Raw genomic sequence first — 25,305 nt, 5'->3', positions numbered from 1 at the left:
AAGGCGCACCCGGCATGAAAATACTGGTAATCGGCCCTTCCTGGGTCGGCGATATGATGATGTCGCAAAGTCTCTATCGCACGCTGAAGGCCGAGCATCCTGATGCCGAAATTGACGTGATGGCGCCCGCCTGGTGCCGTCCGTTACTGTCGCGCATGCCGGAAGTCAACGACGCACTGGCGATGCCGCTGGGCCACGGCGCGCTGGCGCTGGGCGAGCGCTATCGTCTTGGTAAAGCGCTGCGACATAAAAAATATCAGCGTGCCTACGTGTTGCCCGGCTCATTTAAATCAGCGCTGGTGCCTTTTTTTGCCGGTATTGCGCAGCGCGTGGGCTGGCGCGGCGAAATGCGCTACGGTCTGTTAAACGATCTGCGCGTTCTGGATAAGCCCGCTTTTCCGTTGATGGTGGAGCGCTATGTCGCTCTGGCCTATGACGCATCGCGGATTAAAAGCGCCCGCGATCTGCCGCAGCCTTTACTGTGGCCGCGCCTGCAGGTGGAAGAGCAGGAAAAAATCGAAACCGCAGCGCTGTTTGCTCTGACCGCCGACAGGCCGATAATTGGTTTCTGCCCAGGCGCGGAATTTGGCCCAGCCAAGCGCTGGCCGCACTATCACTATGCCACGCTGGCGCAGCAGCTTATCGCTGCCGGCTATCAGGTCGTGCTGTTTGGCTCGGCGAAGGATCGGGAAACCGGCGAGCAGATCCGGCAAACGCTGGATGAAGCCGGACGTCACTATTGTCATAACCTGGCCGGTGAAACCAAACTGGAACAGGCGGTGATTCTGCTGGCGCACTGCCATGCGGTGGTCAGCAATGATTCCGGACTGATGCATATCGCCGCCGCGCTGAATCGCCCGCTGGTGGCGCTGTACGGGCCCAGCAGCCCTGACTTTACTCCACCGCTATCGCAGCAGGCCCGCGTGATTCGCCTGATTACCGGCTATCATAAGGTGCGTAAAGGCGAGGCGGAACAGGGCTATCATCAAAGCCTGATTGATATTCAGCCCGCTCGCGTTATGGAAGAACTCATGGCTTTATTAAGCCAGCAGGAGCGTGCATGAAAGTACTGATTGTTAAAACTTCTTCAATGGGGGACGTACTCCATACGCTACCGGCGCTGACCGATGCCATGCGGGAAATACCTGATATTCGCTTTGACTGGGTGGTTGAAGAAAACTTTGCCCAAATTCCTGGCTGGCACCCGGCGGTGGACCGCGTGCTACCGGTAGCGATTCGCCGCTGGCGCAAACACTGGTTCGGCAGCCAGCAGCGAGAAGAGCGCGTCGCGTTTAAACGGGCGCTGCAGGCGCGCGAATATGATGTGGTTATTGATGCTCAGGGTCTGATTAAAAGTGCGGCGCTGGTTACCCGGCTGGCGAAAGGCGTCAGGCATGGCCAGGACAGCCGCAGCGCGCGTGAGCCTTTCGCCAGCTGGTGGTATGACAAACGCCACGAAATAGATAAGCGTCAACATGCCGTAGAACGCACCCGTGAACTGTTTGCCAAAAGTCTTGGCTATAAGAAACCGCAAACGCAGGGCGATTACGCCATTGCCTCCCATTTTCTTGCCCACCCGCCTGCAGACGCGGGGCGCTACCTAGTATTTCTGCATGCCACCACGCGTGATAATAAACACTGGCCGGAAAGCCACTGGCGTGAGCTGATTGCCTTAATTGAGCCGACCGGTTTGCATATTAAACTGCCCTGGGGCGCGGAGCACGAGCATCAACGGGCGCAGCGTCTGGCCGCCGGTTTTGGCCACGTTGAAGTCCTGCCGAAGCTGACGCTGGAGCAGGTGGCGCAAACGCTGGCGGGCGCAAAAGCCATCGTTTCGGTGGATACCGGCCTGAGCCATCTCACCGCCGCGCTCGATCGCCCTAATATTACGCTGTACGGCCCGACGGATCCCGGCCTGATTGGCGGCTATGGGCTGAACCAACAGGCTCTGCGTGCGCCTGAAGGCAATGAGATGGCGGCCATAACGCCTGACAGCGTCAACGCTGCGCTGCAGCCTCTGCTGAGCGCAAGTCCGCTATGACTACGCCGTACCGCCTGAGCGTTATTATCACCGCGCATAACTGCGCGCTCTGGCTTGAGGAAACGCTGGAAAGCGTTATCGCCTCCCTGGCCGATGCCGGTTCACGCTGTGAGATCGTTATCATTAATGATGCCTCATCAGATGACTCGCAAGCCATTATTGAACGCTTTGCCGCTACTTACCCTCATGTTCGCCACCAGCAAACCCAGCTGCGTAATATTGGTAAGGTTAGGAATCATGCTGTTTCGTTAGCCAGGGGCGATTATATTTTGATGCTCGACGGGGATGACCGGTTACTTCCGCGCGCGATTGCCGATCATTTACAGATACTGGATAAACAAGCCCCTGATATTTATCTCAGCAAAATTATTGAACAACGTAGCGGTAGCGCCAGCAAGCTACCAGAGTGGCATTTTCGTACGCCAGTTCGTTTAACCATTGACGATGCTATAACGCGATTTCTGATCCATCGGGATTTTCAGGCCCATTTTATTGGTCAGTATTTCCGTCGCGGTCTGTTAGTGGAAAATCCCTTCCCGTCTTTTATCTGTTACGAAGATGCCTGGCTTTTTCCGCAGTTGCTGACCCGGAGTAAAAAAATCCTGTTTTCTGAGGCGGGTTTTTATCTTTACCGGAAACATGCTTCCAGCCTTTCAACCGTAATGAATCCGGAAAAAATTGCCTGTTTATTGGCTGCTACCGCCCATATGGATGAAGTGCTGCCTGATAATTTTAAGCCGCTTATTACCTGCCACTGGATTGATGTGATTAATCGGCACGCCGCTGTATTAAAACAGCAGGGGGAATGGGATAAAGTGAAAAAACGCATCTGTCAGCAGAACCTGGGCAGCTTCTTAGTTAATGGCAAAATCAGAATGAGCTATAAGAGAAAAATGCTTAAAGTCAGGCGGCTAAGCTAGCCGCCCGTGTAAGAATTAACGCGGCTTCCGGGGCGCAGCGTTGATGCTCTGCCACAGCAGGCTAAGAGTCAGTAAAAGCGAAACGCAGACCGTTAGCTCGCGGCTAATAAAAACGACATCCGTTAAGCCACTGATGACCACGGCCAGCATCACAGAAAGCAGCAGTGCATTATTTTTTCGCAGCGCGTACACAATCATCGCCAGATAAAACAGCACCATTACGATCGCGCCCTGGATACCCTGTAACGTAGCGCTATCAATCAGTTCATTATGTAGATGAATGGATACAAAGTTTAACGCGCTGGCATCGCGGTGCTTTGCTTTAACATATTCCTTAAACCACGCCGTCCGTTGTTCCATATTCATGCCCAGCGGATTAGCGGCGAAGCAGGCCGTACCAATATTCCACATGGCCAGCCGGCTGGTAAGGGAGCCGTTATCATTTCCGCGATCGTTGCCATAATGGTTAAATTCAGCAATCGCGATGTCTGCTCTGGGTTTGATCATCGGTTTGTAACAGACTGCAGCCAGCACGGCGATAGCGATGATAATACCCGCCGCGCCCTTCCAGCCTAAATGGCGGAACTGAAATAGCCCAACAAAAAAGATAATGAACGGAAACGCCGCGATCATATTACGTGTGCCGGTCTGGATAATAACAAACCAGGCAACAATAAATATGCCCAGACAGAGCAGTAGCTGCCCCTTCGCATGTTTTTTTGCCGCCAGCATAAATAGCACGGCCGCCGCCAACATAGCATAGCCATAAGCAGAGATCGTAGCGCGATCGAGCGCAAACTCTACCCGACGTGTAGTACTAAAGTATTGATAAAGCCCATACGCCGTCGCGCCAGTAAAGGCGACGATCAGCCCCCACTCAATCATACGCCGGGTGAGCTGCTGCTGCCGGGCAAGCTGACTAAACAGATAATAACTAATCACTGCTGCGATCAGCAAACGTTTACCAGCGTTCAGATAATCATTAAAGGGGTTATAGTCCGCCTGGCCAAGGTAGTGCCAGTAAAACCAGGCCACTTTACTGCATCCCAGCAAAGCCAATAAACCCGTAAACCACAAATGTTGCCGACTAATCTGACGGCCATTGGCAATAATTCCAATCAGGGAAAAATAAAAGGCCCAGTAAAAAGAAACCTTTGCCGTTTTTTCGCTAATGAAAGTAAACATGACGGCTAATAAAACGGCCGATACCGCAAAAAAATAGAGGGCATCACGCCAGTGTTTTTTTGTCAGCGAGCGGCTCGTTCCACCGGTATATGTCATTTCCCGAATCATTTTAACCTTGCCTGAAAGTATTGATAATATTCTGCCAGCGTCATGCCCTGCGTACGCTGCTGTAGCCAGCTAAACAGCGCGTCCAAATCTTCATACAGCCGCTCAATATCTGCTTCAGTTTTAAACGTCGGGCTGCCGTCCGGCATAAATTCTGAAGAGTGCAGCATAAACTCTACGTAATCATTGCCCTGCGCCAGGCTTAGTTCCGCGACTCGCTTCATTGCCGTCAGATTCCCGCCGCAAGGACGCAGCCAGTTAACCGACGGGCCGCGTTTTTTACCGCGTAGCCGATCGTAACCCTGCTTCAGCTTATTCATTAACGCCGGATGCTTATACTGAATGCTCATCGGCACTTCCAGCAGCGTTGAATTGCCGCTGCGTGAAATATCCTGCGGATCCAGGAAATAAGCGTGCTGCGGAAAATGACTATAGTCCGTGCCGCCCTGCCCCTGCGGCGCGCCAGGCGAATTGCGCCAGCTAACGCGTGGCGTGACCGAGCAGTCAACCTGATAGCCCAGCTCGCGCAGAACTGCGGCATAACGCTTATCAAACGCCCAACGTCCGGCGCGATGGCTGAGCATTTTGGTTTGAAATTTGTCTTCCAGCAGGTCGGTCATGAACTTTACTTTGTCACGCAGCAGATCATCCGGATATTCAATCAGGTAGGGCTGCCAGCGCCAGTCATCATCGGTTAGCGGCGTTTCCGGCGGACTGTTCCAGGCGTGCAGATGCATCCCCACCTCGCCGTGACCGCGCAGAATCACATCGCTGGCAAATTCGACATAGGCCGGATCGCTCGCCATCTCATAGTTCGTCAGCCAGGTCGGCTTAAAGCCATATTTTTCACAGAGCGCCTGAAAACGCGGTAAAAAAAGCGTATTACGGGTGGTTATGGTCTGTCGATTGCGCCAAAGATTGTCGCCTTCAGTATCAATTGTGATAAGAAAAGCCGGTTTATTCATCTTACTTCCAACGCTCCACTGGTTGAGCCGCCATGTTACGCAGCCCCATTAGCCAGAGCAAAATTATTTCATTACGATAATTCTTCTTCTTTTGCCGCTGATGGCAGGCTAAGCTTCGCTTAATTAAGCGTTGACTGCGTTTTATTAAGCTTTAACCAATGTATTGCCCAGCTTGTGGGTTCAGAAACTTAACTAATAACAAAATAACTCTTACACTTTTGCCAGTGTCTTTGCTGCACACATAAGGATTTCTAAAATTGTCCAGGCGTATTTTGATGGTCATCGATGGCTTACCGGGGGGCGGCGCAGAAAAAGTTGTGCTGACTCTGGCTAAGGGCCTGCTGTCACTGGGACATCACGTTTCGCTCTTTTCTTTACGCAGCGTATGTGATTATCCCTTACCGGCCGGGCTGGACTATCAGGTGATCCAGGATCGCTGCCGTAAGCCATGGCGTAAAATTACTGAACTGCGACGGCGGGCTCGCCTGTTGGATCGGGCGATCGTAAAGGCAGAGCAGCAAAACGGCGCCTTTGATTTAGTGATTTCTCATTTACACAAAACTGACCGCATCGTTAGTCGCTGCCGTCATCTCGATCCCGCTAAGACCTGGTATTGCCTGCACGGCGTATTCTCCGCCTCTTATCTGACGCGACGTAAAGGCTTTTCCCGCTGGCTTAAAATTCAAAAAACCCGCCGGGTCTATCAAAATCGCAACGTTATCGGCGTTTCTCAGTTTGTTATAGATGACCTGAAGCAGCATTACGGCATTACGCCGGCGAAAGAAGCCGTTATCTATAACCCTTTCGATGTCGACCAGATCTTGCAGCAGGCGCAGGAAACGTGCGAGCTGGCAGGCCAGGATTATTTACTGCACGTTGGGCGCTTTCATCCAACAAAACGCCACGATCGCCTGTTACAGGCCTATGCGCATAGCGGTTTGCAGGCGCCGCTGGTACTGATTGGTCAGGGTGATACCGCACGCATTGCCGAGCTAAAGCAGCTGGCGGAGCAGCTGGACATTGCCGATCGTGTCATTTTCAAAGGCTTTACCCATAATCCCTATGCATGGATAAATCATGCACGTATGCTGATCGTCAGCTCTGATAGCGAAGGGTTCGGCAACGTGCTGGTTGAAGCGCTGCTTTGTCAAACCCCGGTGGTCAGTACCCGTTGCCCTGGCGGCCCGGAGTCCATCCTGCAAGGCGAACTGGCACGTGGCCTGGCGGAAATGACCAGCGAATCACTGGCAGAAAGAATTAAGGATATTTATTATCGGCCGTTTAATCTGCAGCAGCTCGATCTTTCGGCCTATCATATCGAGACTATCTGCCTGCGCTATCTTGCGCTGATTGAGCACTGACTATGATGCGCAATAATGGAATAATATTTTTAGCAGGGGATGGTTATGCGTTGCCCCGTTGCCAGTCTCGCTGAGGAAACGGTGTGAATTATATTCTCGTTTTTATTTTACTGCTGCCGCTTAAATGGATCAGGAAGCTTTTCCATAAAAAGGAAGGGCGTAATCTGGTGATCCAGACGGCAAAAATTGGCGACTTTGTTAATATCACGCCGTTACTGACGCACCTGCAACATAGCGACGCGCTGCTAAGCCGTACCGTTGCGCCGCTGGCGCAGCACGATGATACGCTGCAGCAAATTTGGTATATCGAAGACCATAAAAGCGGTCTGTTGGCTAAAATTCGTCTGGCTTTGCAGTTAATGAACCGATACGACAATGTCTATCTGCTGCATCCCAACAATCTTAATTTGTTCTATGCGGCCTGCTGTAACGCGGCGAATAAACGTTTTTTATCGCACTATCGCCGCAAATGGTATCAGGGCCTGTTCTACTGGACGGCTGACAGCGTGGTGCAGCATGAGAAAAATACGCTTACGCTGGAAAACTATCTTAAGCTGGCCGATCCCACCCTGACCAAAGAACATTATTCAAAGCACGCCACGCAACCGCTCTATCCTCTCGCCCCGGTGCCCGCGACGCTCCAGCGTCAGGACGGCATTAGAATCGGTTTGAGTATCTCTGCGGGTAATCAGGCGAAAACTATCCCTCCTTCGGTATGGAAACGCCTGTTTGATCGGCTGGCTGACCTGCCCTGCCTGTTTTATGTTTTTGGCGCGCCGTCGGAAATGCATCGGCTGCAGGAGCTGTATAAAGTGGTGGGCGAGCGCGAGAATATCATTAGCCTGATTGGCGCTATTCCGCTTGAAGGTTTGCCGCATGCCATCAGCATGATGGATTTTTATATCGCTTCTGATTCCGGCAATGTCTATATCGCTGACGCCGTCGGCGTGCCGGTAATATTGATTTATGGCCCCTGCTGTGTGGAAGAGCAGCGGCCCCTGGGCGATGTCCTGCTAATTGGACCCGATCATATTGCGCCTTCTTCGTTTGTTTTTGCCGCTCTGTATCAGTTCCATCATCCGGCAGAGCAGCTTTACGCGCTCGATAGCCGCAAACTTGACGATATTTACGCATTTATTGCTGCCCGCCAGCCGAAGCGGCTGTGCCAAACCAAGCCTCATTAAACATGACTCAACAATCTAAAACCGCCTCTCCTTTACTGAGCGTTATTATTCCGATGTATAACGCCGGCGACATGTTTGACACCTTTATGGCGTCACTGCTGGCGCAAACCTTTACCGACCTCGAAGTCATTATTGTGAATGACGGCTCGACGGACGGCAGCGCCGAGCGGGCTGCGGACTATGCGGCTCGTTATGAATATATCAGCGTGATTAACCAGGAAAACGGCGGGGTTTCACGCGCGCGCAACGCCGGCCTGGCGGTGGCGCGCGGTAAATATGTTACCTTTCCGGATGCCGATGACACCCTGTCGCCAACGATGTATCAGACGCTGGTTGAGATGGCCGAACAGGACGATCTGGATGTCGCCCAGTGCAACGCAGAATGCTTTTATTCCGGCAGCCAGCGCGTCAGAACGCTAATCCCGCTCGATCGATTAACCTCAACCGGCGTACTGGACGGCGCAGCCTGGTTGAATAAAGCGCTGGCGACCCGGCGCTATCTGCATGTCGTCTGGATGGGGATCTATCGCTTATCGCTGATTAAATCGCATGGGCTGCTATTTGAGCCAGGGCTACATCATCAGGATATTCCCTGGACCACGGAATTTATGCTCAATGCCCGCCGGGTACGTTATACCGATACCGCTCTGTATCGCTATTATGTACACGATCGGTCGATCAGCAACCGCAAGCGTACCGGGCAGCGTAACGTGGAGTATCAGCGTCACTATCTGAAGATTGCGCGTATGCTGGAAGAGATCAATCAGCGCTATCGTGGCAAGGTAAAAATCTATCCGCAGTTTCATTATCAGATAACCCATGAAGCGCTTAGCGTCTGTCATTCAGTACGCCGGGAGCCGGACGCCGATGCGCGTCAGGCCATTATTGCGGATATATTTTCAACCCAAACCCACCGAAGAATGTTGCGTAATGCACGTGGTCTGAAACAGTGGTATCAGCTACTGCTCTGGCTGAGCCGCATTTACCGCTGGCGTAAACACTAAGCGGGCAACGTCGGGGAGAATGCTGCAGGCTGCGCTTTCTCCCCCGGCGACTTTGCCCTAAGATCGGCTCACTTCATTCTGAGACAGGTTTTGTATGGCAAGTCAGATCCCTGCATCTTTTATTCCCCGCAATATTCTGGTGATTAAGCTACGTCATCATGGCGATATGCTTCTGACCACCCCGGTTATCAATGCGCTGCGTCAGCGTTATCCCAACGCCGCGATCGATGTGCTGCTTTATCAGGAAACGCGCCCGATGCTGCAGGCGCATCCGGCAATCCGTAAGCTGCATTTGATAGATCGTAACTGGAAGAAACAGGGCGTCTGGCACCAGGCTAAACAAGAGCTGAAGCTGGTAAACGCGATTCGGGACAGCCATTACGATGTGGTGATCAATCTGGCCGATCAATGGCGCAGCGCGTTAATTACGCGTCTTTCTGGCGCACCGGTTCGCATTGGCTTTGCTTACAACAAGCGTAATAACCGCTTTTGGCACTATTGCCATAATCATTTGGTATCAACGCAAAACTTCAGCCAGCTGCACACGGTAGAACAAAACCTGCTGGCGCTATCGCCGCTGGATATAGCAACGGACGGCGTTCCCGTCTCTATGTACTATGCTGATGAAGAGTGGCTGGCGGCGCAGCGGCAGCTGCATGAGCAAGGCGTTAACGGCCCTTACATCGTCATCCAGCCGACCTCGCGCTGGACGTTTAAATGCTGGGAAGATGAGAAGGTCGCGGCGTTAATTGACCAGTTAAATCAGCCCGGCCTGCATATTGTATTAACCGCGGCACCCGACCGGAAAGAAATGGCGATGATCGCGCATATTCTTTCCCTGTGCCAGAATCCACAGGTGACGACGATTGCCGGACAGCTCAGCCTGACCCAGCTGGCAGCGCTTATCGATCACGCCCGGCTGTTTATCGGCGTCGATTCCGCTCCTATGCATATGGCGGCGGCGCTGCAAACGCCCTGCGTCGCCTTATTCGGCCCAACCAAGCTGCAGCAGTGGCGACCGTGGGGCGCTAACAATCGGGTTATCTGGGCGGGTGATTACGGTTCGCTGCCAACGCCGGACTCGATTGATACGAAAACCGAGCAGCGCTATTTAAGCGCCATTCCGGTTGAAGATGTGGTTGCTGCGGCGAGGAGCTATCTGGATGCGTAAAATACGGCTGGCGATCGTGCGCCAAAAATACCGGCCCGACGGCGGTGCCGAACGCTTTATCGCGCGGGCGCTGGAAGCGTTAAATAGCAAGCAGCTCGATCTGAATATTATTACCCGCAGCTGGCAAGGCACGCCCAAACCTGACTGGCATCTGCATATTTGTAATCCGCCCAAACTGGGACGCATATCCAGAGAGCGAGGCTTTGCATCGGCGGCGCGTGCCTGCTGGCAGCGCGAGAAGTTTGATATTGTTCAGAGCCATGAACGCATTGCCGGCTGTGATATTTTCCGTGCCGGCGACGGCGTACATCGCGTCTGGCTGGAGCAGCGCGCGCGTATTGTTTCACCGCTGCAGCGGCTGAGCGCATCGCTTAGCCCTTATCATCGCTACGTGCTGCGGGCGGAAGAAGAGATGTTCCACTCCGCCGCGCTGAAGAAGGTTATCTGCAATTCCGAGATGGTGAAGCAAGATATTATCCGCTGTTTTAACCTGCCCGAAGATCGGATTACCGTTATTTATAACGCCATCGACTCACAGCGTTTTCAACCGGCGACCGAAGCCACGCGTTACGCTACCCGACAGCAGCTGGCGATACCACAGCAGGCCGTCGCGCTGATCTATGTGGGCTCCGGTTTTGAACGTAAAGGCCTGAAGGCGGCTATTCAGGCGATCGCTAATAGCGATCGCTATCTGATCGTCGTCGGTCAGGATAAACACCAGTCACGTTATCAACAGCTGGCGAATCAGCTAAACTGCCTGGATCGTCTACGTTTTGTCGGCGTGCAGCAGGATGTACAGCCGTTTTATCATGCTGCTGACGGCTTAATTCTGCCGACGCTGTACGATCCTTTCCCGAACGTTATTCTGGAAGCGATGGCCTGTGGCCTGCCGGTAATCACCAGCACCGGCTGCGGCGGCGCGGAATTTATTATTCAGGGCCAGCAGGGATTTGTTTGCGATGCGCTGAATATCAAGGCATTACATGAAGCCGTACAGGCCATTCCTGCAAAAACGCAGGATCCAGCGATGGGCGACGCGGCACGCGCCAGAATAGAACCTTATACGCCGCAGCGGCTGGGCACAGAATTGCATTCTCTTTACCTGCAGCTACTCTCCGGCGCGGCGAAGATAGATGAGTAGCGGCAAGTTATCTGCTAACATGCCGCATTCCGCATATTTTGCTTAAGTTTGACGCATCAGTGTCGTAAAGATCGGTATGACAACGATTTACACCGCCCTGCTTTACCTCATACAGCCTCTGATCTGGCTGCGCCTTTGGCTGCGCGGTCGCAAAGCGCCTGCCTATCGTAAACGCTGGGCGGAGCGCTACGGCTTTTGTGAAGGCAAAGTGAGCCCCGGCGGCATTCTGCTGCATTCGGTCTCGGTCGGTGAAACGCTGGCTGCCGTACCGCTGGTGCGGGCGCTGCGTCATCGTTATCCAACGCTGCCCATCACCGTTACCACCATGACGCCCACCGGATCGGAGCGCGCTCAGTCCGCTTTTGGTAAAGATGTGCATCACGTCTACCTGCCTTACGATTTGCCCGATGCGATCCACCGCTTTCTTAATACCGTCGATCCCAGGCTGGTCATCATTATGGAGACCGAACTGTGGCCCAACTTTATTAAAGCGCTGCATGAGCGTCAGGTGCCGCTGGTTATCGCTAATGCGCGCCTGTCGGCCCGTTCAGCGAAGGGCTATAAAAAGCTGGGGAAATTTATGCGCCAGCTGCTGCAGCGTATTACGCTGATTGCGGCGCAAAATGAAGAAGACGGCGCGCGTTTTGTCGAGCTGGGCCTGAAGCGGTCTCAGCTGGCGATTACCGGTAGCCTGAAATTTGATATTTCCGTTACGCCCGAACTGGCGGCGCGCGCGGTTACGCTACGCCGTCAATGGGCGCCGCGCCGTCCGGTGTGGATCGCCACCAGCACCCATGAAGGTGAAGAGGCTATCGTACTGGACGCGCACCGTCGCCTGCTGGCGCACTTCCCCGATCTGTTATTGATTCTGGTGCCGCGCCATCCTGAACGCTTCGATACCGCACGGGAAATGACGCAGAAAAGCGGCTTCAGCTACACGCTGCGCAGCAGCGGCGAAATTCCCTCCAGCAGCACTCAGGTGGTTATCGGCGATACGATGGGCGAGCTGATGCTGCTGTACGGCATTGCCGATCTGGCCTTTGTGGGCGGCAGCCTGGTAGAGCGCGGCGGCCACAATCCGCTGGAGCCGGCGGCGCATGCCATTCCAGTGCTGATGGGCCCGCATACTTTTAATTTTAAAGATATTTGCGGCAAACTGAAGCAGGCTGATGGTCTGATTACGGTAACCGATACCGCCACGCTGGTGCATGAAGTGGGCAACCTGCTGATTGATGATGACTATCGACGTTATCATGGCCGCCACGCCGTTGAGGTCTTGCATCAGAACCAGGGCGCGCTACAGCGTCTGCTCCAGCTGCTTGAACCCTATCTGCCGCCACGGAATCATTAAATGACCGCACGCCAACGCCTGTCAGTGGTAATGATCGTTAAAAACGAAGCGGCGCTGTTGCCGGATTGCCTGGCTTCAGTGAGCTGGGCCGATGAAATTATCCTGCTGGATTCCGGCAGCCAGGACGCCACGCTTGCTGTGGCCCAACAGTATGGCGCGAAGGTTTTTCACTCCCGGCAATGGCCTGGCTATGGTCGACAGCGCCAGCTGGCGCAGACCTGGGCCAGCGGTGAAATGATTTTGATGATCGATGCGGACGAGCGTGTCACGCCGGAACTGCGCGCCGCCATTGAACAGGTGCTTCAGACGCCGCCGCAGCCGGATAAGGTCTACAGTCTTGGACGGCTGAACCTATTTTTAGGGCGCTTTATGCGTCATAGCGGCTGGTATCCCGATCGCGTGGTGCGTCTTTATCCGCGCGCCTATAGTTATAACAATCATCAGGTGCATGAATCGCTGGAGACGGGACAGGCGCAGATTGTGCCGCTGGCCGGACATTTACAACATCTGACCTGCCGCGATTTTTGTGCCTTTCAGCGTAAACAGCTCGCCTATGCGGAAGCCTGGGCGCAGCAGCGTCACCGGCAGGGTAAGCGCTGCGGCGTTTTCTCTGTTTTCAGCCATACGCTGGGCGCTTTCTGCAAAACGCTGCTGCTGCGCGCCGGTTTCCTTGACGGCAGTCAGGGCTGGCTGCTGGCGGTCGTGAATGCGCAATACACTTTTAATAAGTACGCGGCGCTGTGGGCGCTGGGTCAGTCGAGTAGCGGAGACAAAAAATGAGTACCAGAGCTATCTATCCCGGCACCTTTGATCCTTTCACCCTCGGTCATCTGGATATTCTGAGCCGCGCAGCGCTGATGTTTGACCATATTATTCTGGCTATCGCCGCCAGCCCAGGCAAAAAACCGCTGTTCAGCCTGGAAGAACGCGTTGCGCTGGCGCAGCAGACCACCGCGCATTTACCCAACGTGGAAGTCACCGGCTTTAGCGATCTGATGGCGAATTTCGCCCGCGATCGCCAGGCCAACGTGCTGGTGCGCGGCCTGCGAGCGGTATCTGATTTTGAGTATGAAATGCAGCTGGCGCATATGAATCGCCACCTTTTGCCGTCGCTGGAAAGCGTTTTTCTGATGCCTGCGGAAGAGTACTCTTTTATCTCTTCTTCACTGGTAAAAGAAGTCGCCCGCCACGGTGGCGAAGTAAAAGCTTTTCTGCCGGAGTCGATCTATCAGGCGCTGATGGCAAAGCTCGCAGGCCAGGCCGACTGACGTTATTTCTGACAGCTACGGCAGAAAAAGGTGCTGCGCTGTCCGTGCTTAGCGCTTTCAATCAGCGTGCCACACACGCGGCACGGTTCACCGGCGCGGCCATACACCTGTAGCTCCTGAGCAAAGTAGCCCGGCTTGCCGTCACTCTGCAGGAAATCACGCAGCGTGGTGCCGCCCTGCTCGATTGAACGCAGTAATACCGCCTTAATCACCTTTACCAGCAGCGCGACTTCTTCATACGTCAGCGACATGGCTGGACGATCGGGCAAGATCCCGGCCGCAAACAGCGACTCGCTGGCGTAGATGTTGCCCACGCCCACCACCAGCTTATTATCCATCAGCCAGGGTTTAATCGCGGTACGTTTCCCGCGCGACTTTTCAAACAGGTAGTCGGTATTAAACTGTTCGCTTAACGGCTCCGGGCCAAGGTGCGCCAGTACATTGCTCCCCTGCAGATCGTTACTCCACAGCCAGGCGCCAAAGCGACGCGGATCGGTATAGCGCAGCACTTTGCCGTTGCTCATCACCAGATCGACATGATCGTGCTTCGCCGCCGGGATCGCTTCCGGCAGCACGCGCAGGCTGCCCGACATGCCAAGGTGAATAATAATCCAACCTTCAGGCAGCTCCAGCAGCAGGTATTTTGCGCGACGCTGCACGCTCAGCACCGGCCGGTCGCTCAGTGCATGAATCTCCTGTGATACGGGCCAGCGTAAACGCGGATTACGCACCACTGCGTACAGAATGGTTTCTCCTACCAGGTGCGGTTCAATGCCGCGACGGCTGGTTTCTACCTCAGGTAATTCAGGCATGACAGCTCCTCACGTTTTACGGTTTCATAAAAACAAAAAACCCGGCCGAAGCCGGGTTTTTCGTGGAAGCCGCAATTATTTAATTTTAGCTTCTTTGTACATCACGTGCTGGCGTACAACCGGGTCGAACTTTTTCAGTTCCAGTTTTTCCGGTTTAGTACGTTTGTTCTTCGTGGTGGTATAGAAGTGACCTGTACCAGCAGAGGAAACCAGCTTGATCTTCTCACGAATACCTTTAGCCATGATTCAGTTCCTTAGTACTTCTCACCACGGGCACGCAGATCGGCCAGAACCGTATCGATGCCCTTCTTATCAATTACACGCATACCTTTAGCAGATACACGCAGAGTAACGAAACGTTTCTCGCTCTCAACCCAAAAACGGTGAGAGTGCAGGTTCGGCAGGAAACGGCGTTTCGTCGCGTTCATTGCGTGGGAACGGTTGTTACCGGTCACCGGACGCTTGCCAGTTACTTGGCAGACTCGTGACATGTCAATTCTCCAAAAATCAAATCAGCTCGAGCTTTAAAAACTAGGTCTTGGCCGCCTCGTCAGGCTTGTAGCCCATCCAGGCGAGTTCCATGTGAACCCGCTGAGCAGGCCTAAACGCCAAACCCGAGATTCTCAAAGGTGGCGTAGTATACGCCTTGTCTTGCCAACGCTCAAGTCCCGAACAGATAAAGATCCCCATGGATCGCCGAAATAGCACAGAAAAAAGGCAATTTTTGCGCTTAAAGCCAGCCGCGCTCGGCGAAAGAAACGTATTCTCCCCTGCCAATCACTAAATGGTCGAGCACGCGAATATTCATCAGCAGACAGGCCTGCTTAATATGCTGGGTAATATCCCGATCGGCGGCGCTCGGCTCCGCGCGACCGGAAGGGTGATTGTGCGCCAGAATCAGCGCCGCCGCATTAAGCTTTAGCGCCACACGCACAATTTCACGCGGATGCACCTCCACGCTGGCAATCGTGCCGGTAAACATCTGCTGCGCCTGCAGCACCCGATGCTGATTATCCAGAAAGATAGCCATAAAAATTTCGCGCTCCTGATGCGCCAGTACGCTTTGCAGATACTGCTGCGTCAGCTGAGGATTTTCCAGCACGTTTTCACGCGCCAGCCGCGCATGGAAAAAACGTCGCCCCAGCTCCGCTACCGCATGCAGCTGCGCCAGTTTGGCATCGCCTACGCCTTTAATCGCTTTGAACGCGCTCTTTTCAGCGCTCATTAGCAGATAGAGCGAGCCAAACGTTTCCAGCAGCTCATGCGCCAGCGCCATGACCGGCTTGCCGCACGCTCCTGTGCGTAAAAAAATGGCCAGTAACTCCGCATCGCTTAGCGCTGGCGCGCCCATTTTCGCTAACTTTTCCCTGGGTTTTAACACGCGCCTCTCCTGCTGGCTGTTTTCGCTATCCGGCCTTTACTTTGCGCCTGTCGGCGCGATACAACCAGCGGCTAAATTTAACTTTTCGAGACGGCTCGCAAAGGTGGCGGGATGCTAAACGGCGTGACCGTAAGAATGTGTTAAAATCGCGCCATTGTGACAGACCTGGCTCGTCAGAAGGTCAATAAGGGCAGAAGCGAATATGATGGGATTAACCGGTAAACATATTGTATTGGGCGTCAGCGGCGGCATTGCGGCTTACAAAACGCCTGAGCTGGTGCGGCGCCTGCGCGAGCGCGGCGCCGAAGTACGCGTAGTCATGACCGAGGCCGCCAAAGCCTTTATCACTCCGCTGACGCTTCAGGCGGTTTCCGGTTATCCGGTTTATGATGATCTGCTCGACCCGGCGGCAGAAGCCGCAATGGGTCATATTGAACTGGGGAAATGGGCCGATCTGGTAATTCTGGCGCCCGCCACGGCCGATCTCATTGCGCGCGTAGCGGCGGGCATGGCTAACGATCTGGTTACCACGCTCTGTCTGGCGACCGCCGCGCCCATTGCCGTGGTGCCTGCAATGAACCAGCAAATGTACCGCGCCCTGCCCACGCAGGAAAACCTGCTGCGCCTTACCGGACGCGGCATTTTGATCTGGGGGCCGGACAGCGGCAGCCAGGCGTGCGGCGATATTGGACCGGGCCGCATGCTCGACCCGCTGGCGATTGTCGATCGCGCCGTAGCCTGGTCAATGTCCGTCAACGATCTGCAACGCCTCAACATTATGATTACCGCCGGCCCGACGCGCGAAGCGCTTGACCCGGTGCGTTATATTACCAATCACAGTTCCGGCAAGATGGGCTTCGCCATTGCCGCCGCCGCCGCCGCGCGCGGTGCCAACGTAACGCTGGTTGCCGGCCCGGTAGCGCTGGCTACGCCTGCAGGAGTAACGCGTATTGACGTCACCAGCGCGCTAGAGATGGAAAAGACGGTAATGTTGCATATTACGCAGCAAGATATTTTCATTGGCAGCGCAGCCGTGGCAGACTACCGCGCAGCAGAGATAGCGCCAGACAAAATCAAAAAACAGGGTGATGAGATCACGCTGAAAATGGTAAAAAACCCCGATATTGTCGCAGGCGTCGGCGCTATGCTCAAACGGCGTCCGTATGTTGTAGGGTTTGCTGCTGAAACCCGTAATGTGGAAGAATACGCCCAACAAAAACGTGTGCGGAAAAATCTGGACCTTATCTGCGCCAACGATGTATCCAAATCCGGGCAAGGTTTCAACAGCGATACTAATGCTCTTCACCTTTTCTGGCAGGAGGGAGAAAAAGTTTTGCCTCTCGCAGATAAAACTCTCCTTGGCCAGCAGTTATTAGACGAGATTGTCAGCCGTTATGATGAAAAAAATCGACGTTAAGATTATTGATGCGCGCGTAGGCAAAGAATTTCCTCTGCCAACCTATGCCACCTCCGGCTCCGCAGGTCTGGATTTGCGCGCCTGTCTTGATGCCCCGCAGGAACTGGCGCCTGGCGCCACAACGCTGCTGCCAACCGGCCTGGCGATTCATATTGCCGATCCCTCTCTGGCCGCCGTTATTCTGCCGCGTTCTGGCCTTGGTCATAAGCATGGCATCGTACTGGGCAATCTGGTTGGGCTGATTGATTCTGATTACCAGGGTCAGCTGATGGTTTCCGTATGGAACCGCGGCCAGGAGAGCTTTACTATCCAGCCTGGCGAACGCATTGCTCAGCTGGTTTTCGTGCCGGTCGTGCAGGCAGAATTTAATCTGGTTGAAGATTTTGACGCCAGCGCGCGTGGTGAAGGCGGTTTCGGTCACTCCGGCCGGAATTAAACGCACAGCAACATCCTCCGCAACCCAAATTGTTTATTTTTCAGCACCGTGAGACGCCTTCTCACGGATGTTGCGTGGGCCTTTGCCCGTTTATGATAAATCTCAGGGGTTTATAACGTCATGGCAGAAAAAAAGAGCGCGAAAAGGAATCGTCGCGATGAAATCCTGCAGGCTCTGGCGCAGATGCTGGAGTCCAGCGACGGGAGTCAGCGCATTACTACCGCTAAGCTGGCCGCCACGGTAGGTGTTTCTGAAGCCGCGCTTTACCGTCACTTTCCCAGCAAAACGCGGATGTTTGACAGCCTGATCGAATTTATTGAAGACAGCCTGATCACACGCATCAACGCTATTCTGAAAGATGAAAAAGAGACCATGACGCGTCTGCGTATGATCGTGCAGCTGATCCTGGGTTTTGGCGAGCTTAATCCTGGCCTGACGCGTATTCTCACCGGCCATGCGCTAATGTTCGAGCAGGATCGTCTACAGGGTCGCATTAACCAGCTTTTCGAGCGTATCGAAGCCCAGCTGAGGCAGGTCATGCGCGAGCGCAGAATGCGTGAAGGGGAAGGCTTCGCCACCGACGAAACGCTGCTTGCCAGCCAGCTGCTGGCTTTCTGTGAGGGGATGCTGTCGCGCTTTGTGCGCTCAGAGTTCCGCTATCTGCCTACGCAGGAGTTTGACGTACGCTGGCCGCTGCTGGCGGCGCAGCTGGTGTAGCGCACAGAGCACGAAGACCGCCGGGTCAGCGTAAGCCCGGCGACGCGGTATCATGGAAGTTTAAATACCGTAGCTTTGACGATAGTTACGCACCGCAGCCAGGTGATCGGCCATCTCAGGCTTTTCCTCAAGGTATTCGATCAAATCGCTTAGCGTGATAATCGCGGTAACGTGGCACTGATAATCGCGCTCCACTTCCTGAATCGCAGATATTTCGCCGCGTCCACGCTCCTGACGATCGAGTGAAATCAGCACGCCGGCCAGGCTTGCGCCGTTAGCCGCAATAATCTCCATCGACTCACGAATGGCGGTGCCAGCGGTAATCACATCGTCTACCAGCATAACGCGCCCCTGCAGCGGGCTGCCGACTAACGTGCCGCCCTCGCCGTGATCTTTCGCTTCCTTACGGTTAAAACAGTAGGGAACGTCGCGCTGATGATGGTCAGCGAGCGCAACGGCGGTGGTCGTGGCGATGGGGATCCCTTTGTAAGCCGGGCCAAACAGCAGATCGAAATCGACGCCGGAATCAACCAGCGCCTGCGCGTAAAAACGGCCCAGCAGCGCCAAATCGCGTCCGGTATTAAACAGGCCGGCATTAAAGAAGTAAGGGCTTTTACGCCCCGACTTCAGGGTAAATTCGCCAAATTTTAATACCTGTTTGTTTAAAGCAAACTCAATAAACTCACGCTGCCAGGCTTTCATCTTTAACTCTCCTCAAAATTTAACGATAAAAAAGGCGACTCTCTGGTCGCCTGAAATAATTAGCTGTTTAGCGCCGCCTTCTGCGCCTGAATCAAGGTATCGATGCCGTCTCGCGCTAATGCCAGCAGCGTCAGCAGCTCTTCATGGCTGAAGGGTTCGCCTTCGGCCGTGCCCTGTACCTCGATCATGCGGCCATCTTCCATCATCACCACATTCATATCGGTTTCAGCCGCAGAGTCTTCGACATATTCCAGATCGCATAGCGCTTCGCCGTTAACAATGCCCACGGAGATCGCCGCCACCATGCCTTTCATCGGGTTTTTCGCCAGCTTACCGGCAGCTACCAGCGCATTCAGCGCATCCGCCAGCGCCACGCAGGCACCGGTAATGGAAGCCGTACGGGTACCGCCGTCAGCCTGCAGCACATCGCAATCGAGCGTAATGGTATATTCACCCAGCGCTTTGAGATCGACGGCGGCGCGCAGCGAACGCGCAATCAGACGCTGGATCTCAAGCGTGCGCCCGCCCTGTTTGCCCTTCGCGGCTTCGCGCGCGTTGCGGCTGTGGGTTGAGCGCGGCAGCATGCCGTATTCGGCGGTAATCCAGCCCTGCCCCTGACCTTTAAGGAAGCGCGGCACGCCCTCTTCTACGGTCGCGTTACAAAGCACTTTGGTATCGCCGAATTCAACCAGTACAGAACCTTCTGCATGTTTGGTGTAGTGACGAGTCAGGGTAACGGGACGCACCTGCTGTGTGAGACGGCCTGCTGGACGCATGGTTTTTCTCCGGCTTGCTAATATTGGCTGCGCATTATACGGTTTTCAGCCTTGCCTGCCTACCGAACATGCTTTTTCAGCGCGCGCTAACCGATATTAATCTTTTTATCGCCCGCCATTATCACCGGCTATTTTCGTTAACCGGCGCTTATACCTGTTAAGGAAAGGCCCGCGTCGCTATAATTCCCCCATCTTTCCTGAATACGGGTACGCAAAATGATCCGCAGCATGACCGCCTACGCCCGGCGTGAAACCAAAGGCGAATGGGGCAGCGCAGCCTGGGAGCTTCGTTCCGTGAACCAGCGCTATCTTGAAACTTACATCCGCCTGCCGGAACAGTTCCGCAGCCTGGAGCCGGTTATACGTGAACGTCTGCGTAATCGCCTGACGCGCGGGAAGATTGAGTGCAATTTACGCTTCGATGCCGATCCGAGCGCGCAAAGCGCCTTAATTCTGAATCAACCGCTGGCAAAACAGTTACTGGAAGCCGCGCAGTGGGTGAAACAGCAAAACGCCGATGGCGCGATTGATCCGGTCGATATTTTACGCTGGCCTGGCGTGATGTCCGCTCAGGAGCAGGATTTAGATGCGATTAACGCGGAGCTGATAGCCGCGCTGGAACTGGCGATTGATGATTTTATCACCGCGCGTGAAAGCGAAGGTGCCGCACTGAAAGGCATGATTGAGCAGCGTCTTGAGGGCGTTAGCGCCGAAGTGAAAAAAGTACGCGCCTGGATGCCGGACATTCTGAAATGGCAACGCGATCGCCTGGTGACCAAACTGGAAGAGGCTGAGCTACAGCTGGATAACAATCGCGTTGAGCAGGAGCTGGTGATGATGGCTCAGCGCATTGACGTTGCCGAGGAGCTTGATCGTCTCGAAGCGCACGTTAAAGAAACCTATAACATCCTGAAAAAGAAAGAGGCCGTTGGCCGCCGTCTTGACTTCATGATGCAGGAATTTAACCGTGAATCGAATACGCTGGGGTCAAAATCGATTAATGCCGATGTGACCGCTTCAGCGATTGAGCTGAAGGTGCTTATTGAGCAAATGCGCGAGCAGATTCAGAATATCGAGTAAAGTTTCACGCGATCTCGCGTTGTCTCACTAAGTATCGTCAGGATAAAAAGGCCATTGTAAATCATGGCCTTTTTTTAGATAGTCTCGTCTCGTATCACTACAGCACAAATTCAAAGGGTACTTATTCAGGTTTAAATACATACGCTTAAGCCTGTCTCAACATCCGGCACCCATTCCGCTATCTCCTATTCAGCTTGCTTAATCGGAGGGTGTTTTAAGCAGGCTGTTTGCTTCTGAACCTATTTTTACCGTTCCCTTTTACCGGCTCAAGGACTTGCATCTGCCCTATCAGGCGCTGCGTGTTATCTTCACATGAAATCCCATCGGGCCGATTCGTAATGCTGGCGATCAAATTCAGCAGTTCTTTCCTACTCTCTTCAAGTTGCTTCTGCATCAGTTCGATCTCCGATACACGCGTCTTCAGCGACTGGATAAGCCTCTCGTGATCCCACTTTTTCTGTTGTTGCGGTAGAAAGCGGCGAATTTGCTCCAGTGAAAAGCCCGCGCGCTGCGCGTTATCGATAATCTTCAGCAAGCCTGCCACTTCTGAAGAATAATGACGATACCCATTTCCCTGACGCGGAGGAGGAGTAATCAGACCTTCTGCTTCATAAAAGCGAATACGGGAGGGCGTAACTCCCGTAGCTTTTGCCAGTTCACCAATTTTCATTCCGTTTCCCCCTATTGACCTTAAAGTTAACTTTAAACTTATACTTTTTAAGCGATCAACAGAAAATCGTTGCCGGAGCAGCCCGCAAACACTGGCGTTTATCCTCCTGCCAGGCGTTCAGGGCCGCGAGCCATACGCAGGACAAGCCTCTCCCTTTGAAAACTTACTGAACCGGAGAAACGATATGGGTTACGTAACAACCAACGACGGCGTTGATATTTTCTATAAGGACTGGGGACCTGAAAATGGAAAAGTGATTTTCTTCCACCACGGCTGGCCACTGTCCAGCGATGACTGGGACACCCAGATGCTGTTCTTTGTGAACAAGGGGTTCAGGGTCGTCGCACATGACAGACGTGGTCACGGACGTTCCAGCCAGGTGTGGAACGGGCATGATATGGACCATTATGCCGACGAAGTTGCAGCGGTGGTTCAGCATTTAGGCATCCAGAGCGCAATGCACGTGGGGCATTCAACCGGCGGCGGCGAGGTCGTACGTTACATTGCTCGCCACGGCGAAGATAAAGTTTCCAAAGCCGTGCTGATTAGCGCCGTCCCGCCGCTGATGATAAAAACTGAAGATAATCCGCAAGGTACACCTAAGTCGGTGTTTGATGACTTCCAGGCACAGCTGGCCGCTAATCAGGCGCAGTTCTATTACGATATTCCCGCAGGTCCCTTCTATGGTTACAACCGCCCAGCAGCCAGCCCGTCGGAGGCAGTGATTTGGAACTGGTGGCGCCAGGGAATGATGGGGGGAGCCAAAGCGCACTATGACGGAATCGTTGCCTTTTCACAGACTGATTTCACCGAAGATCTCAAAAGTATTTCCATCCCGGTACTGGTGATCCATGGGGATGACGATCAGGTCGTTCCCTACCATGATTCAGGTTTGCTTTCGGCAAGCCTGGTCAGGAACGGTACGCTGAATACCTACAAAGGGGCGCCGCATGGCATCCCAACCACGCATGCTGACCAGGTCAATGCCGACCTGCTGGCGTTTGTGAATAGCTGATGTGCTGACCACAAACTCGCGTCAGCCGTGACCCCTTGAAAGCCATTATCAGATAGCCCCCGCAAGAGCAGAGCTGGGGGCTACTTACGATGCAAGGGCGTACAACATCCCGCCATGTCCGTAAACTTTTATGGTTTACGACGCGCGCCGGAAACATATGCCTTGCGTCAGGATTCGAAAGTGAGGAACTGAGATGCAAACGATTCTGGGCGCTAATGGACAGATTGCACAAGAGCTTGCCCGTGAGCTGAAACGCTCATACACCGATGACCTGCGACTGGTAAGCCGCAGCCCGCGAAAGGTTAATAACAGCGATATTACTGTAGCGGCAAATCTGCTTGACGCGGAACAAACACGGGAAGCGGTGAAAGGAAGCAGTTTGGTCTATTTTACTGCTGGCTTGCCGGCGGACTCGACATTGTGGGAGCAGCAATTCCCGACGATGCTGAAAAATGCGCTCGATGCAACCCGAACGGCGGGAGCTAAATTTGTCTATTTTGACAACACCTATATGTATCCTCAGAACGACAATCCACAGACAGAAGAAACGCGCTTCGCTCCCGGCGGGCGGAAAGGAAAGGTGCGTGAATTGATGACGAACATGGTGCTTGAAGAGATGAAACGCAAGGCCATTCCTGTGGTCATCGGGCGCGCACCAGAGTTCTACGGGCCGGCGAGGACGCAGAGTTTCACCAACGCGCTAATCATCGACAAGCTGAAGGCAGACAAACGGCCACGTGTACCGGTGCGTGACGACAAACTACGTACGCTCATCTGGACGCCCGACGCCAGTCGTGCCCTTGCTGTTATCGGTAATACTCCGGATGCTTTCGGCCAGAGCTGGCATCTGCCCTGCTGCGATGATCGGCTCACCTACAAACAGTTTGTTTCGCTGGCCTGTGAGGTGTCCGGCAAAGCAGCTGAATATTCCGTCGTCAGTAAGCTGGCTCTGACCGTCGCGGGCCTTTTTTCTAAGGGTGCCCGTGAAATGCGTGAGCTACTGCCGCGGTATGAATATGACAACCTGTTTGAATCGACAAAATTTAAACATCGCTTCCCGGAGTTCACCGTCACGACTTACCGTGAGGGCCTGGAAGAAATCTGGCGAGAATGGCGCGGCAGGCAAAAGTAAGCAACTATCTGAAAAGCGAACTGTTGTTGCAGAAGGGGATGGTTCGGAAAGTAAAATATGCATTCGGTGGCTAAACATCGTAGCTTTGTGGAATGGATAACGTTGAAAGCACCAGGAGAGTTCAGACGTTATGAGTAATAACGCAATTACGATGTTTATACCCCAGCCAAAGTGACCTGCCTCTGGAGTTGTTCGATATTTACACAGCCGCTATTCACAGCGTACTATTTCTGAAGGAAGAGCATAACGGACGACACAAGGAATGTATCATGGCAGCTGCACTACCGTTTCCCTGCACAATATTCACCACCCAAAAGCAAATGGATGATTATGGCGCAAATGATATGCTTTGCGGTGACTTACCCGAAACCCAGTTAATATTGAATGACACCTCGAAAAACAGTACGTTAACCCTAATAAAAAATACGCTTGAATATTATATTGATTGGGTGGATAGATACTTTCCCTTAGAACAACAAAAAGAACTAAGCAAAACTATTTTGGATGGAAAACTACCTAAATTTGACAGATTTCAGGATAGTTTTAACGGAATGGGCATTACCGTTCATGATACCTGGGCGACCCATATCACCATTAGATCCCTACACATCGATAATAAATGCTATCGTGCGGTTGTTCATTACAAAGTACAGGATCACTTTGGCCTGGATAGCTCTGATATATTAAAATTTTCTTTCAGCCAATTTCGCTTTTTTCGAATCTGGTTTGTGCTTCAAAGATACAACCAGTTCGGCTTTAGACCCTTTATGACTAATATGTAAGCAACCGTAGAAATTACTGGAGAGCGCCATGCGGATAAAAAATAAAATAATATGCGTGCTATTACTGTCAGGATGCGCTCTGCTGGGTTACCTCTCATGGCTTTCTCTGCGACCGGTAGAGATAGTTGCTGTTCATGAGGATCAAAATTTTAGCTCTGTTTTAGTCCGAAACTTCCCTTTTACGGACAAAGGGAAATTAAACTAGTGGCTTGAAAATAAAGATATGCTTAAAAAAGATTATGGTATCCCTAAGCCTGCATCCTATGGAAGTTTCACGGTGAATTTTTGGGATTTTGGTGAAGGTTATAAAAAAGAAGAAAAGTATGACAGAAGATGCTTCGATGATATAAAAAACAATGAAAAATGCATAGATAAAAAACTGCTTTTTTCTGTGAAAAGGATTAAATACAACCAGGTACTGTTCATTATTTATAATGGTAGAAACTACCGTTTAGAAAATAATAAAATAGTAAAAACCACAGGTAAATAAACCCTCTTCTCACGCATAATACCAACAAGCACGATATTTTTAAGGCTTACCTCTTCAGTAAAGCTATAATATAAAACAACGCAACATCAGTTACTCATATAGCCACATGCGGATAACATAAACCGCTCATTAAAGCTGCGTTTTCACTTAAGCGATAATAAATGAATGGCGCATATTTTCAGTAAAGGAAGGTTAAAAG

At 53.0% G+C, this 25,305-nt stretch carries 27 protein-coding genes and 1 pseudogene; 19 read left to right on the top strand and 9 right to left on the bottom strand.

Annotated features, from left to right (window positions below; translation table 11 throughout):
• Positions 1-14 precede the first annotated feature (14 nt).
• Genes rfaF through COO59_RS15605 form a run of 3 tightly spaced genes read left to right on the top strand, consistent with a single transcriptional unit; the run spans position 15 to position 2,961 of the window.
• Positions 15-1,064, top strand: a complete 1,050-nt coding sequence (gene rfaF, locus COO59_RS15615) for an ADP-heptose--LPS heptosyltransferase RfaF (protein ID WP_103060689.1) — start codon at positions 15-17, stop codon at positions 1,062-1,064.
• A complete protein-coding gene (gene rfaC / locus COO59_RS15610; protein WP_103060688.1) occupies positions 1,061-2,041 on the top strand; it encodes a lipopolysaccharide heptosyltransferase RfaC in 981 nt (326 codons plus the stop codon). Before rfaF ends, rfaC begins: the two co-directional genes overlap by 4 nt.
• Positions 2,038-2,961 (top strand): glycosyltransferase family 2 protein, encoded by a 924-nt coding sequence (locus COO59_RS15605; protein WP_103060687.1) that lies wholly within the window; start codon positions 2,038-2,040, stop codon positions 2,959-2,961. The genes rfaC and COO59_RS15605 overlap by 4 nt, the downstream gene beginning before the upstream one ends.
• Before the next feature lie 15 nt (positions 2,962-2,976).
• Here COO59_RS15605 and COO59_RS15600 read toward each other — a convergent pair whose 3' ends face one another.
• Both COO59_RS15600 and COO59_RS15595 read right to left on the bottom strand, forming a co-directional pair.
• Complete coding sequence (locus tag COO59_RS15600) at positions 2,977-4,242, bottom strand: O-antigen ligase family protein (protein WP_165786527.1); 1,266 nt, start codon at positions 4,240-4,242, stop codon at positions 2,977-2,979.
• A gap of 8 nt (positions 4,243-4,250) precedes the next feature.
• Positions 4,251-5,216, bottom strand: coding sequence for a polysaccharide deacetylase family protein (locus COO59_RS15595; protein ID WP_103060685.1), 966 nt, complete (start codon positions 5,214-5,216; stop codon positions 4,251-4,253).
• Positions 5,217-5,491: 275 nt separating this feature from the next.
• Here COO59_RS15595 and COO59_RS15590 point away from each other — a divergent pair, with 275 nt between their 5' ends.
• The 8 genes from COO59_RS15590 to coaD all read left to right on the top strand — a co-directional run bounded on the left by COO59_RS15590 (position 5,492) and on the right by coaD (position 13,696).
• Positions 5,492-6,577 carry a glycosyltransferase gene (locus COO59_RS15590; protein WP_103060684.1) on the top strand — a complete coding sequence of 362 codons (1,086 nt, stop codon included), beginning with the start codon at positions 5,492-5,494 and terminating at the stop codon, positions 6,575-6,577.
• 83 nt (positions 6,578-6,660) lie between these two features.
• On the top strand, positions 6,661-7,761 hold the full coding sequence (locus COO59_RS15585; protein ID WP_103060683.1) for a glycosyltransferase family 9 protein: 1,101 nt from the start codon (positions 6,661-6,663) through the stop codon (positions 7,759-7,761).
• Positions 7,762-7,763: 2 nt separating this feature from the next.
• Complete coding sequence (locus COO59_RS15580) at positions 7,764-8,765, top strand: glycosyltransferase (RefSeq protein WP_103060682.1); 1,002 nt, start codon at positions 7,764-7,766, stop codon at positions 8,763-8,765.
• Positions 8,766-8,859: 94 nt separating this feature from the next.
• Entirely contained in the window at positions 8,860-9,936 is a 1,077-nt protein-coding gene (rfaQ, locus tag COO59_RS15575; RefSeq protein ID WP_103060681.1) for a putative lipopolysaccharide heptosyltransferase III, read from the top strand.
• Complete coding sequence (locus tag COO59_RS15570; RefSeq protein WP_103060680.1) at positions 9,929-11,077, top strand: glycosyltransferase family 4 protein; 1,149 nt, start codon at positions 9,929-9,931, stop codon at positions 11,075-11,077. Before rfaQ ends, COO59_RS15570 begins: the two co-directional genes overlap by 8 nt.
• Positions 11,078-11,153: 76 nt before the next feature.
• Positions 11,154-12,428 (top strand): lipid IV(A) 3-deoxy-D-manno-octulosonic acid transferase, encoded by a 1,275-nt coding sequence (gene waaA, locus COO59_RS15565; protein ID WP_103060679.1) that lies wholly within the window; start codon positions 11,154-11,156, stop codon positions 12,426-12,428.
• Entirely contained in the window at positions 12,429-13,208 is a 780-nt protein-coding gene (locus tag COO59_RS15560; protein WP_103060678.1) for a glycosyltransferase family 2 protein, read from the top strand.
• Complete coding sequence (gene coaD, locus COO59_RS15555) at positions 13,205-13,696, top strand: pantetheine-phosphate adenylyltransferase (RefSeq protein ID WP_103060677.1); 492 nt, start codon at positions 13,205-13,207, stop codon at positions 13,694-13,696. The genes COO59_RS15560 and coaD overlap by 4 nt, the downstream gene beginning before the upstream one ends.
• Positions 13,697-13,698: 2 nt before the next feature.
• Here the strand turns inward: coaD and mutM are convergent, their stop codons facing one another.
• The 4 genes from mutM to radC all read right to left on the bottom strand — a co-directional run bounded on the left by mutM (position 13,699) and on the right by radC (position 15,889).
• Positions 13,699-14,508: a bifunctional DNA-formamidopyrimidine glycosylase/DNA-(apurinic or apyrimidinic site) lyase gene (gene mutM, locus COO59_RS15550; protein WP_103060676.1), complete on the bottom strand. Its 810-nt coding sequence runs from the start codon at positions 14,506-14,508 to the stop codon at positions 13,699-13,701.
• 75 nt (positions 14,509-14,583) lie between these two features.
• Positions 14,584-14,751 carry a 50S ribosomal protein L33 gene (gene rpmG / locus COO59_RS15545; protein WP_013094893.1) on the bottom strand — a complete coding sequence of 56 codons (168 nt, stop codon included), beginning with the start codon at positions 14,749-14,751 and terminating at the stop codon, positions 14,584-14,586.
• A gap of 11 nt (positions 14,752-14,762) precedes the next feature.
• Positions 14,763-14,999: a 50S ribosomal protein L28 gene (gene rpmB / locus COO59_RS15540; RefSeq protein ID WP_038629143.1), complete on the bottom strand. Its 237-nt coding sequence runs from the start codon at positions 14,997-14,999 to the stop codon at positions 14,763-14,765.
• A gap of 239 nt (positions 15,000-15,238) precedes the next feature.
• Positions 15,239-15,889, bottom strand: coding sequence for a RadC family protein (radC, locus tag COO59_RS15535; protein WP_276308275.1), 651 nt, complete (start codon positions 15,887-15,889; stop codon positions 15,239-15,241).
• Positions 15,890-16,091: 202 nt separating this feature from the next.
• Here radC and coaBC point away from each other — a divergent pair, with 202 nt between their 5' ends.
• The 3 genes from coaBC (at position 16,092) to slmA (ending at position 18,459) form a co-directional block, all read left to right on the top strand.
• Entirely contained in the window at positions 16,092-17,306 is a 1,215-nt protein-coding gene (gene coaBC, locus COO59_RS15530; protein WP_103060675.1) for a bifunctional phosphopantothenoylcysteine decarboxylase/phosphopantothenate--cysteine ligase CoaBC, read from the top strand.
• Positions 17,284-17,742 carry a dUTP diphosphatase gene (gene dut / locus COO59_RS15525; protein ID WP_165786526.1) on the top strand — a complete coding sequence of 153 codons (459 nt, stop codon included), beginning with the start codon at positions 17,284-17,286 and terminating at the stop codon, positions 17,740-17,742. Before coaBC ends, dut begins: the two co-directional genes overlap by 23 nt.
• Before the next feature lie 120 nt (positions 17,743-17,862).
• The gene (slmA, locus tag COO59_RS15520; protein ID WP_103060673.1) at positions 17,863-18,459 is read left to right on the top strand and encodes a nucleoid occlusion factor SlmA; all 597 of its coding nucleotides are present in this window, start codon (positions 17,863-17,865) and stop codon (positions 18,457-18,459) included.
• A gap of 60 nt (positions 18,460-18,519) precedes the next feature.
• Here slmA and pyrE read toward each other — a convergent pair whose 3' ends face one another.
• Both pyrE and rph read right to left on the bottom strand, forming a co-directional pair.
• Positions 18,520-19,161 (bottom strand): orotate phosphoribosyltransferase, encoded by a 642-nt coding sequence (gene pyrE / locus COO59_RS15515; RefSeq protein ID WP_103060672.1) that lies wholly within the window; start codon positions 19,159-19,161, stop codon positions 18,520-18,522.
• Between the two features lie 59 nt (positions 19,162-19,220).
• Complete coding sequence (rph, locus tag COO59_RS15510) at positions 19,221-19,937, bottom strand: ribonuclease PH (protein ID WP_103060671.1); 717 nt, start codon at positions 19,935-19,937, stop codon at positions 19,221-19,223.
• Between the two features lie 216 nt (positions 19,938-20,153).
• Between rph and COO59_RS15505 the strand changes: the two genes are divergently transcribed.
• The gene (locus COO59_RS15505) at positions 20,154-21,017 is read left to right on the top strand and encodes a YicC/YloC family endoribonuclease (protein WP_103060670.1); all 864 of its coding nucleotides are present in this window, start codon (positions 20,154-20,156) and stop codon (positions 21,015-21,017) included.
• Positions 21,018-21,231: 214 nt separating this feature from the next.
• Here COO59_RS15505 and COO59_RS15500 read toward each other — a convergent pair whose 3' ends face one another.
• Positions 21,232-21,687: a MerR family transcriptional regulator gene (locus tag COO59_RS15500; protein WP_103060669.1), complete on the bottom strand. Its 456-nt coding sequence runs from the start codon at positions 21,685-21,687 to the stop codon at positions 21,232-21,234.
• 184 nt (positions 21,688-21,871) lie between these two features.
• Here COO59_RS15500 and COO59_RS15495 point away from each other — a divergent pair, with 184 nt between their 5' ends.
• The 4 genes and pseudogenes from COO59_RS15495 (at position 21,872) to COO59_RS15480 (ending at position 25,106) form a co-directional block, all read left to right on the top strand.
• Positions 21,872-22,702: an alpha/beta fold hydrolase gene (locus COO59_RS15495; protein ID WP_103060668.1), complete on the top strand. Its 831-nt coding sequence runs from the start codon at positions 21,872-21,874 to the stop codon at positions 22,700-22,702.
• Positions 22,703-22,895: 193 nt separating this feature from the next.
• Positions 22,896-23,834, top strand: a complete 939-nt coding sequence (locus COO59_RS15490) for an NAD-dependent epimerase/dehydratase family protein (RefSeq protein ID WP_103060667.1) — start codon at positions 22,896-22,898, stop codon at positions 23,832-23,834.
• A gap of 269 nt (positions 23,835-24,103) precedes the next feature.
• Positions 24,104-24,616, top strand: coding sequence for a YPO3983 family protein (locus COO59_RS15485; protein ID WP_103060666.1), 513 nt, complete (start codon positions 24,104-24,106; stop codon positions 24,614-24,616).
• 28 nt (positions 24,617-24,644) lie between these two features.
• A pseudogene (locus COO59_RS15480) lies at positions 24,645-25,106 on the top strand (DUF943 family protein).
• Positions 25,107-25,305 lie beyond the last annotated feature (199 nt).

This window comes from Mixta theicola, assembly GCF_002895925.1.
In the GTDB taxonomy this organism is placed as follows: Bacteria; Pseudomonadota; Gammaproteobacteria; order Enterobacterales; family Enterobacteriaceae; genus Mixta; species Mixta theicola.
Note: the sequence above shows the minus strand (reverse complement) of the source record. Positions and strands in the feature narration are given on the sequence as shown.

Coding starts and splice junctions, on each gene's coding strand:
- rfaF (WP_103060689.1), top strand. CDS start 15: ATGAAAATACTGGTAATCGGCCCTTCCTGGGTCGGCGATATGATGATG.
- rfaC (WP_103060688.1), top strand. CDS start 1,061: ATGAAAGTACTGATTGTTAAAACTTCTTCAATGGGGGACGTACTCCAT.
- COO59_RS15605 (WP_103060687.1), top strand. CDS start 2,038: ATGACTACGCCGTACCGCCTGAGCGTTATTATCACCGCGCATAACTGC.
- COO59_RS15600 (WP_165786527.1), bottom strand. CDS start 4,242: ATGACATATACCGGTGGAACGAGCCGCTCGCTGACAAAAAAACACTGG.
- COO59_RS15595 (WP_103060685.1), bottom strand. CDS start 5,216: ATGAATAAACCGGCTTTTCTTATCACAATTGATACTGAAGGCGACAAT.
- COO59_RS15590 (WP_103060684.1), top strand. CDS start 5,492: ATGGTCATCGATGGCTTACCGGGGGGCGGCGCAGAAAAAGTTGTGCTG.
- COO59_RS15580 (WP_103060682.1), top strand. CDS start 7,764: ATGACTCAACAATCTAAAACCGCCTCTCCTTTACTGAGCGTTATTATT.
- rfaQ (WP_103060681.1), top strand. CDS start 8,860: ATGGCAAGTCAGATCCCTGCATCTTTTATTCCCCGCAATATTCTGGTG.
- COO59_RS15570 (WP_103060680.1), top strand. CDS start 9,929: ATGCGTAAAATACGGCTGGCGATCGTGCGCCAAAAATACCGGCCCGAC.
- waaA (WP_103060679.1), top strand. CDS start 11,154: ATGACAACGATTTACACCGCCCTGCTTTACCTCATACAGCCTCTGATC.
- COO59_RS15560 (WP_103060678.1), top strand. CDS start 12,429: ATGACCGCACGCCAACGCCTGTCAGTGGTAATGATCGTTAAAAACGAA.
- coaD (WP_103060677.1), top strand. CDS start 13,205: ATGAGTACCAGAGCTATCTATCCCGGCACCTTTGATCCTTTCACCCTC.
- mutM (WP_103060676.1), bottom strand. CDS start 14,508: ATGCCTGAATTACCTGAGGTAGAAACCAGCCGTCGCGGCATTGAACCG.
- rpmG (WP_013094893.1), bottom strand. CDS start 14,751: ATGGCTAAAGGTATTCGTGAGAAGATCAAGCTGGTTTCCTCTGCTGGT.
- rpmB (WP_038629143.1), bottom strand. CDS start 14,999: ATGTCACGAGTCTGCCAAGTAACTGGCAAGCGTCCGGTGACCGGTAAC.
- coaBC (WP_103060675.1), top strand. CDS start 16,092: ATGATGGGATTAACCGGTAAACATATTGTATTGGGCGTCAGCGGCGGC.
- dut (WP_165786526.1), top strand. CDS start 17,284: ATGATGAAAAAAATCGACGTTAAGATTATTGATGCGCGCGTAGGCAAA.
- slmA (WP_103060673.1), top strand. CDS start 17,863: ATGGCAGAAAAAAAGAGCGCGAAAAGGAATCGTCGCGATGAAATCCTG.
- pyrE (WP_103060672.1), bottom strand. CDS start 19,161: ATGAAAGCCTGGCAGCGTGAGTTTATTGAGTTTGCTTTAAACAAACAG.
- rph (WP_103060671.1), bottom strand. CDS start 19,937: ATGCGTCCAGCAGGCCGTCTCACACAGCAGGTGCGTCCCGTTACCCTG.
- COO59_RS15505 (WP_103060670.1), top strand. CDS start 20,154: ATGATCCGCAGCATGACCGCCTACGCCCGGCGTGAAACCAAAGGCGAA.
- COO59_RS15500 (WP_103060669.1), bottom strand. CDS start 21,687: ATGAAAATTGGTGAACTGGCAAAAGCTACGGGAGTTACGCCCTCCCGT.
- COO59_RS15495 (WP_103060668.1), top strand. CDS start 21,872: ATGGGTTACGTAACAACCAACGACGGCGTTGATATTTTCTATAAGGAC.
- COO59_RS15490 (WP_103060667.1), top strand. CDS start 22,896: ATGCAAACGATTCTGGGCGCTAATGGACAGATTGCACAAGAGCTTGCC.
- COO59_RS15485 (WP_103060666.1), top strand. CDS start 24,104: ATGGCAGCTGCACTACCGTTTCCCTGCACAATATTCACCACCCAAAAG.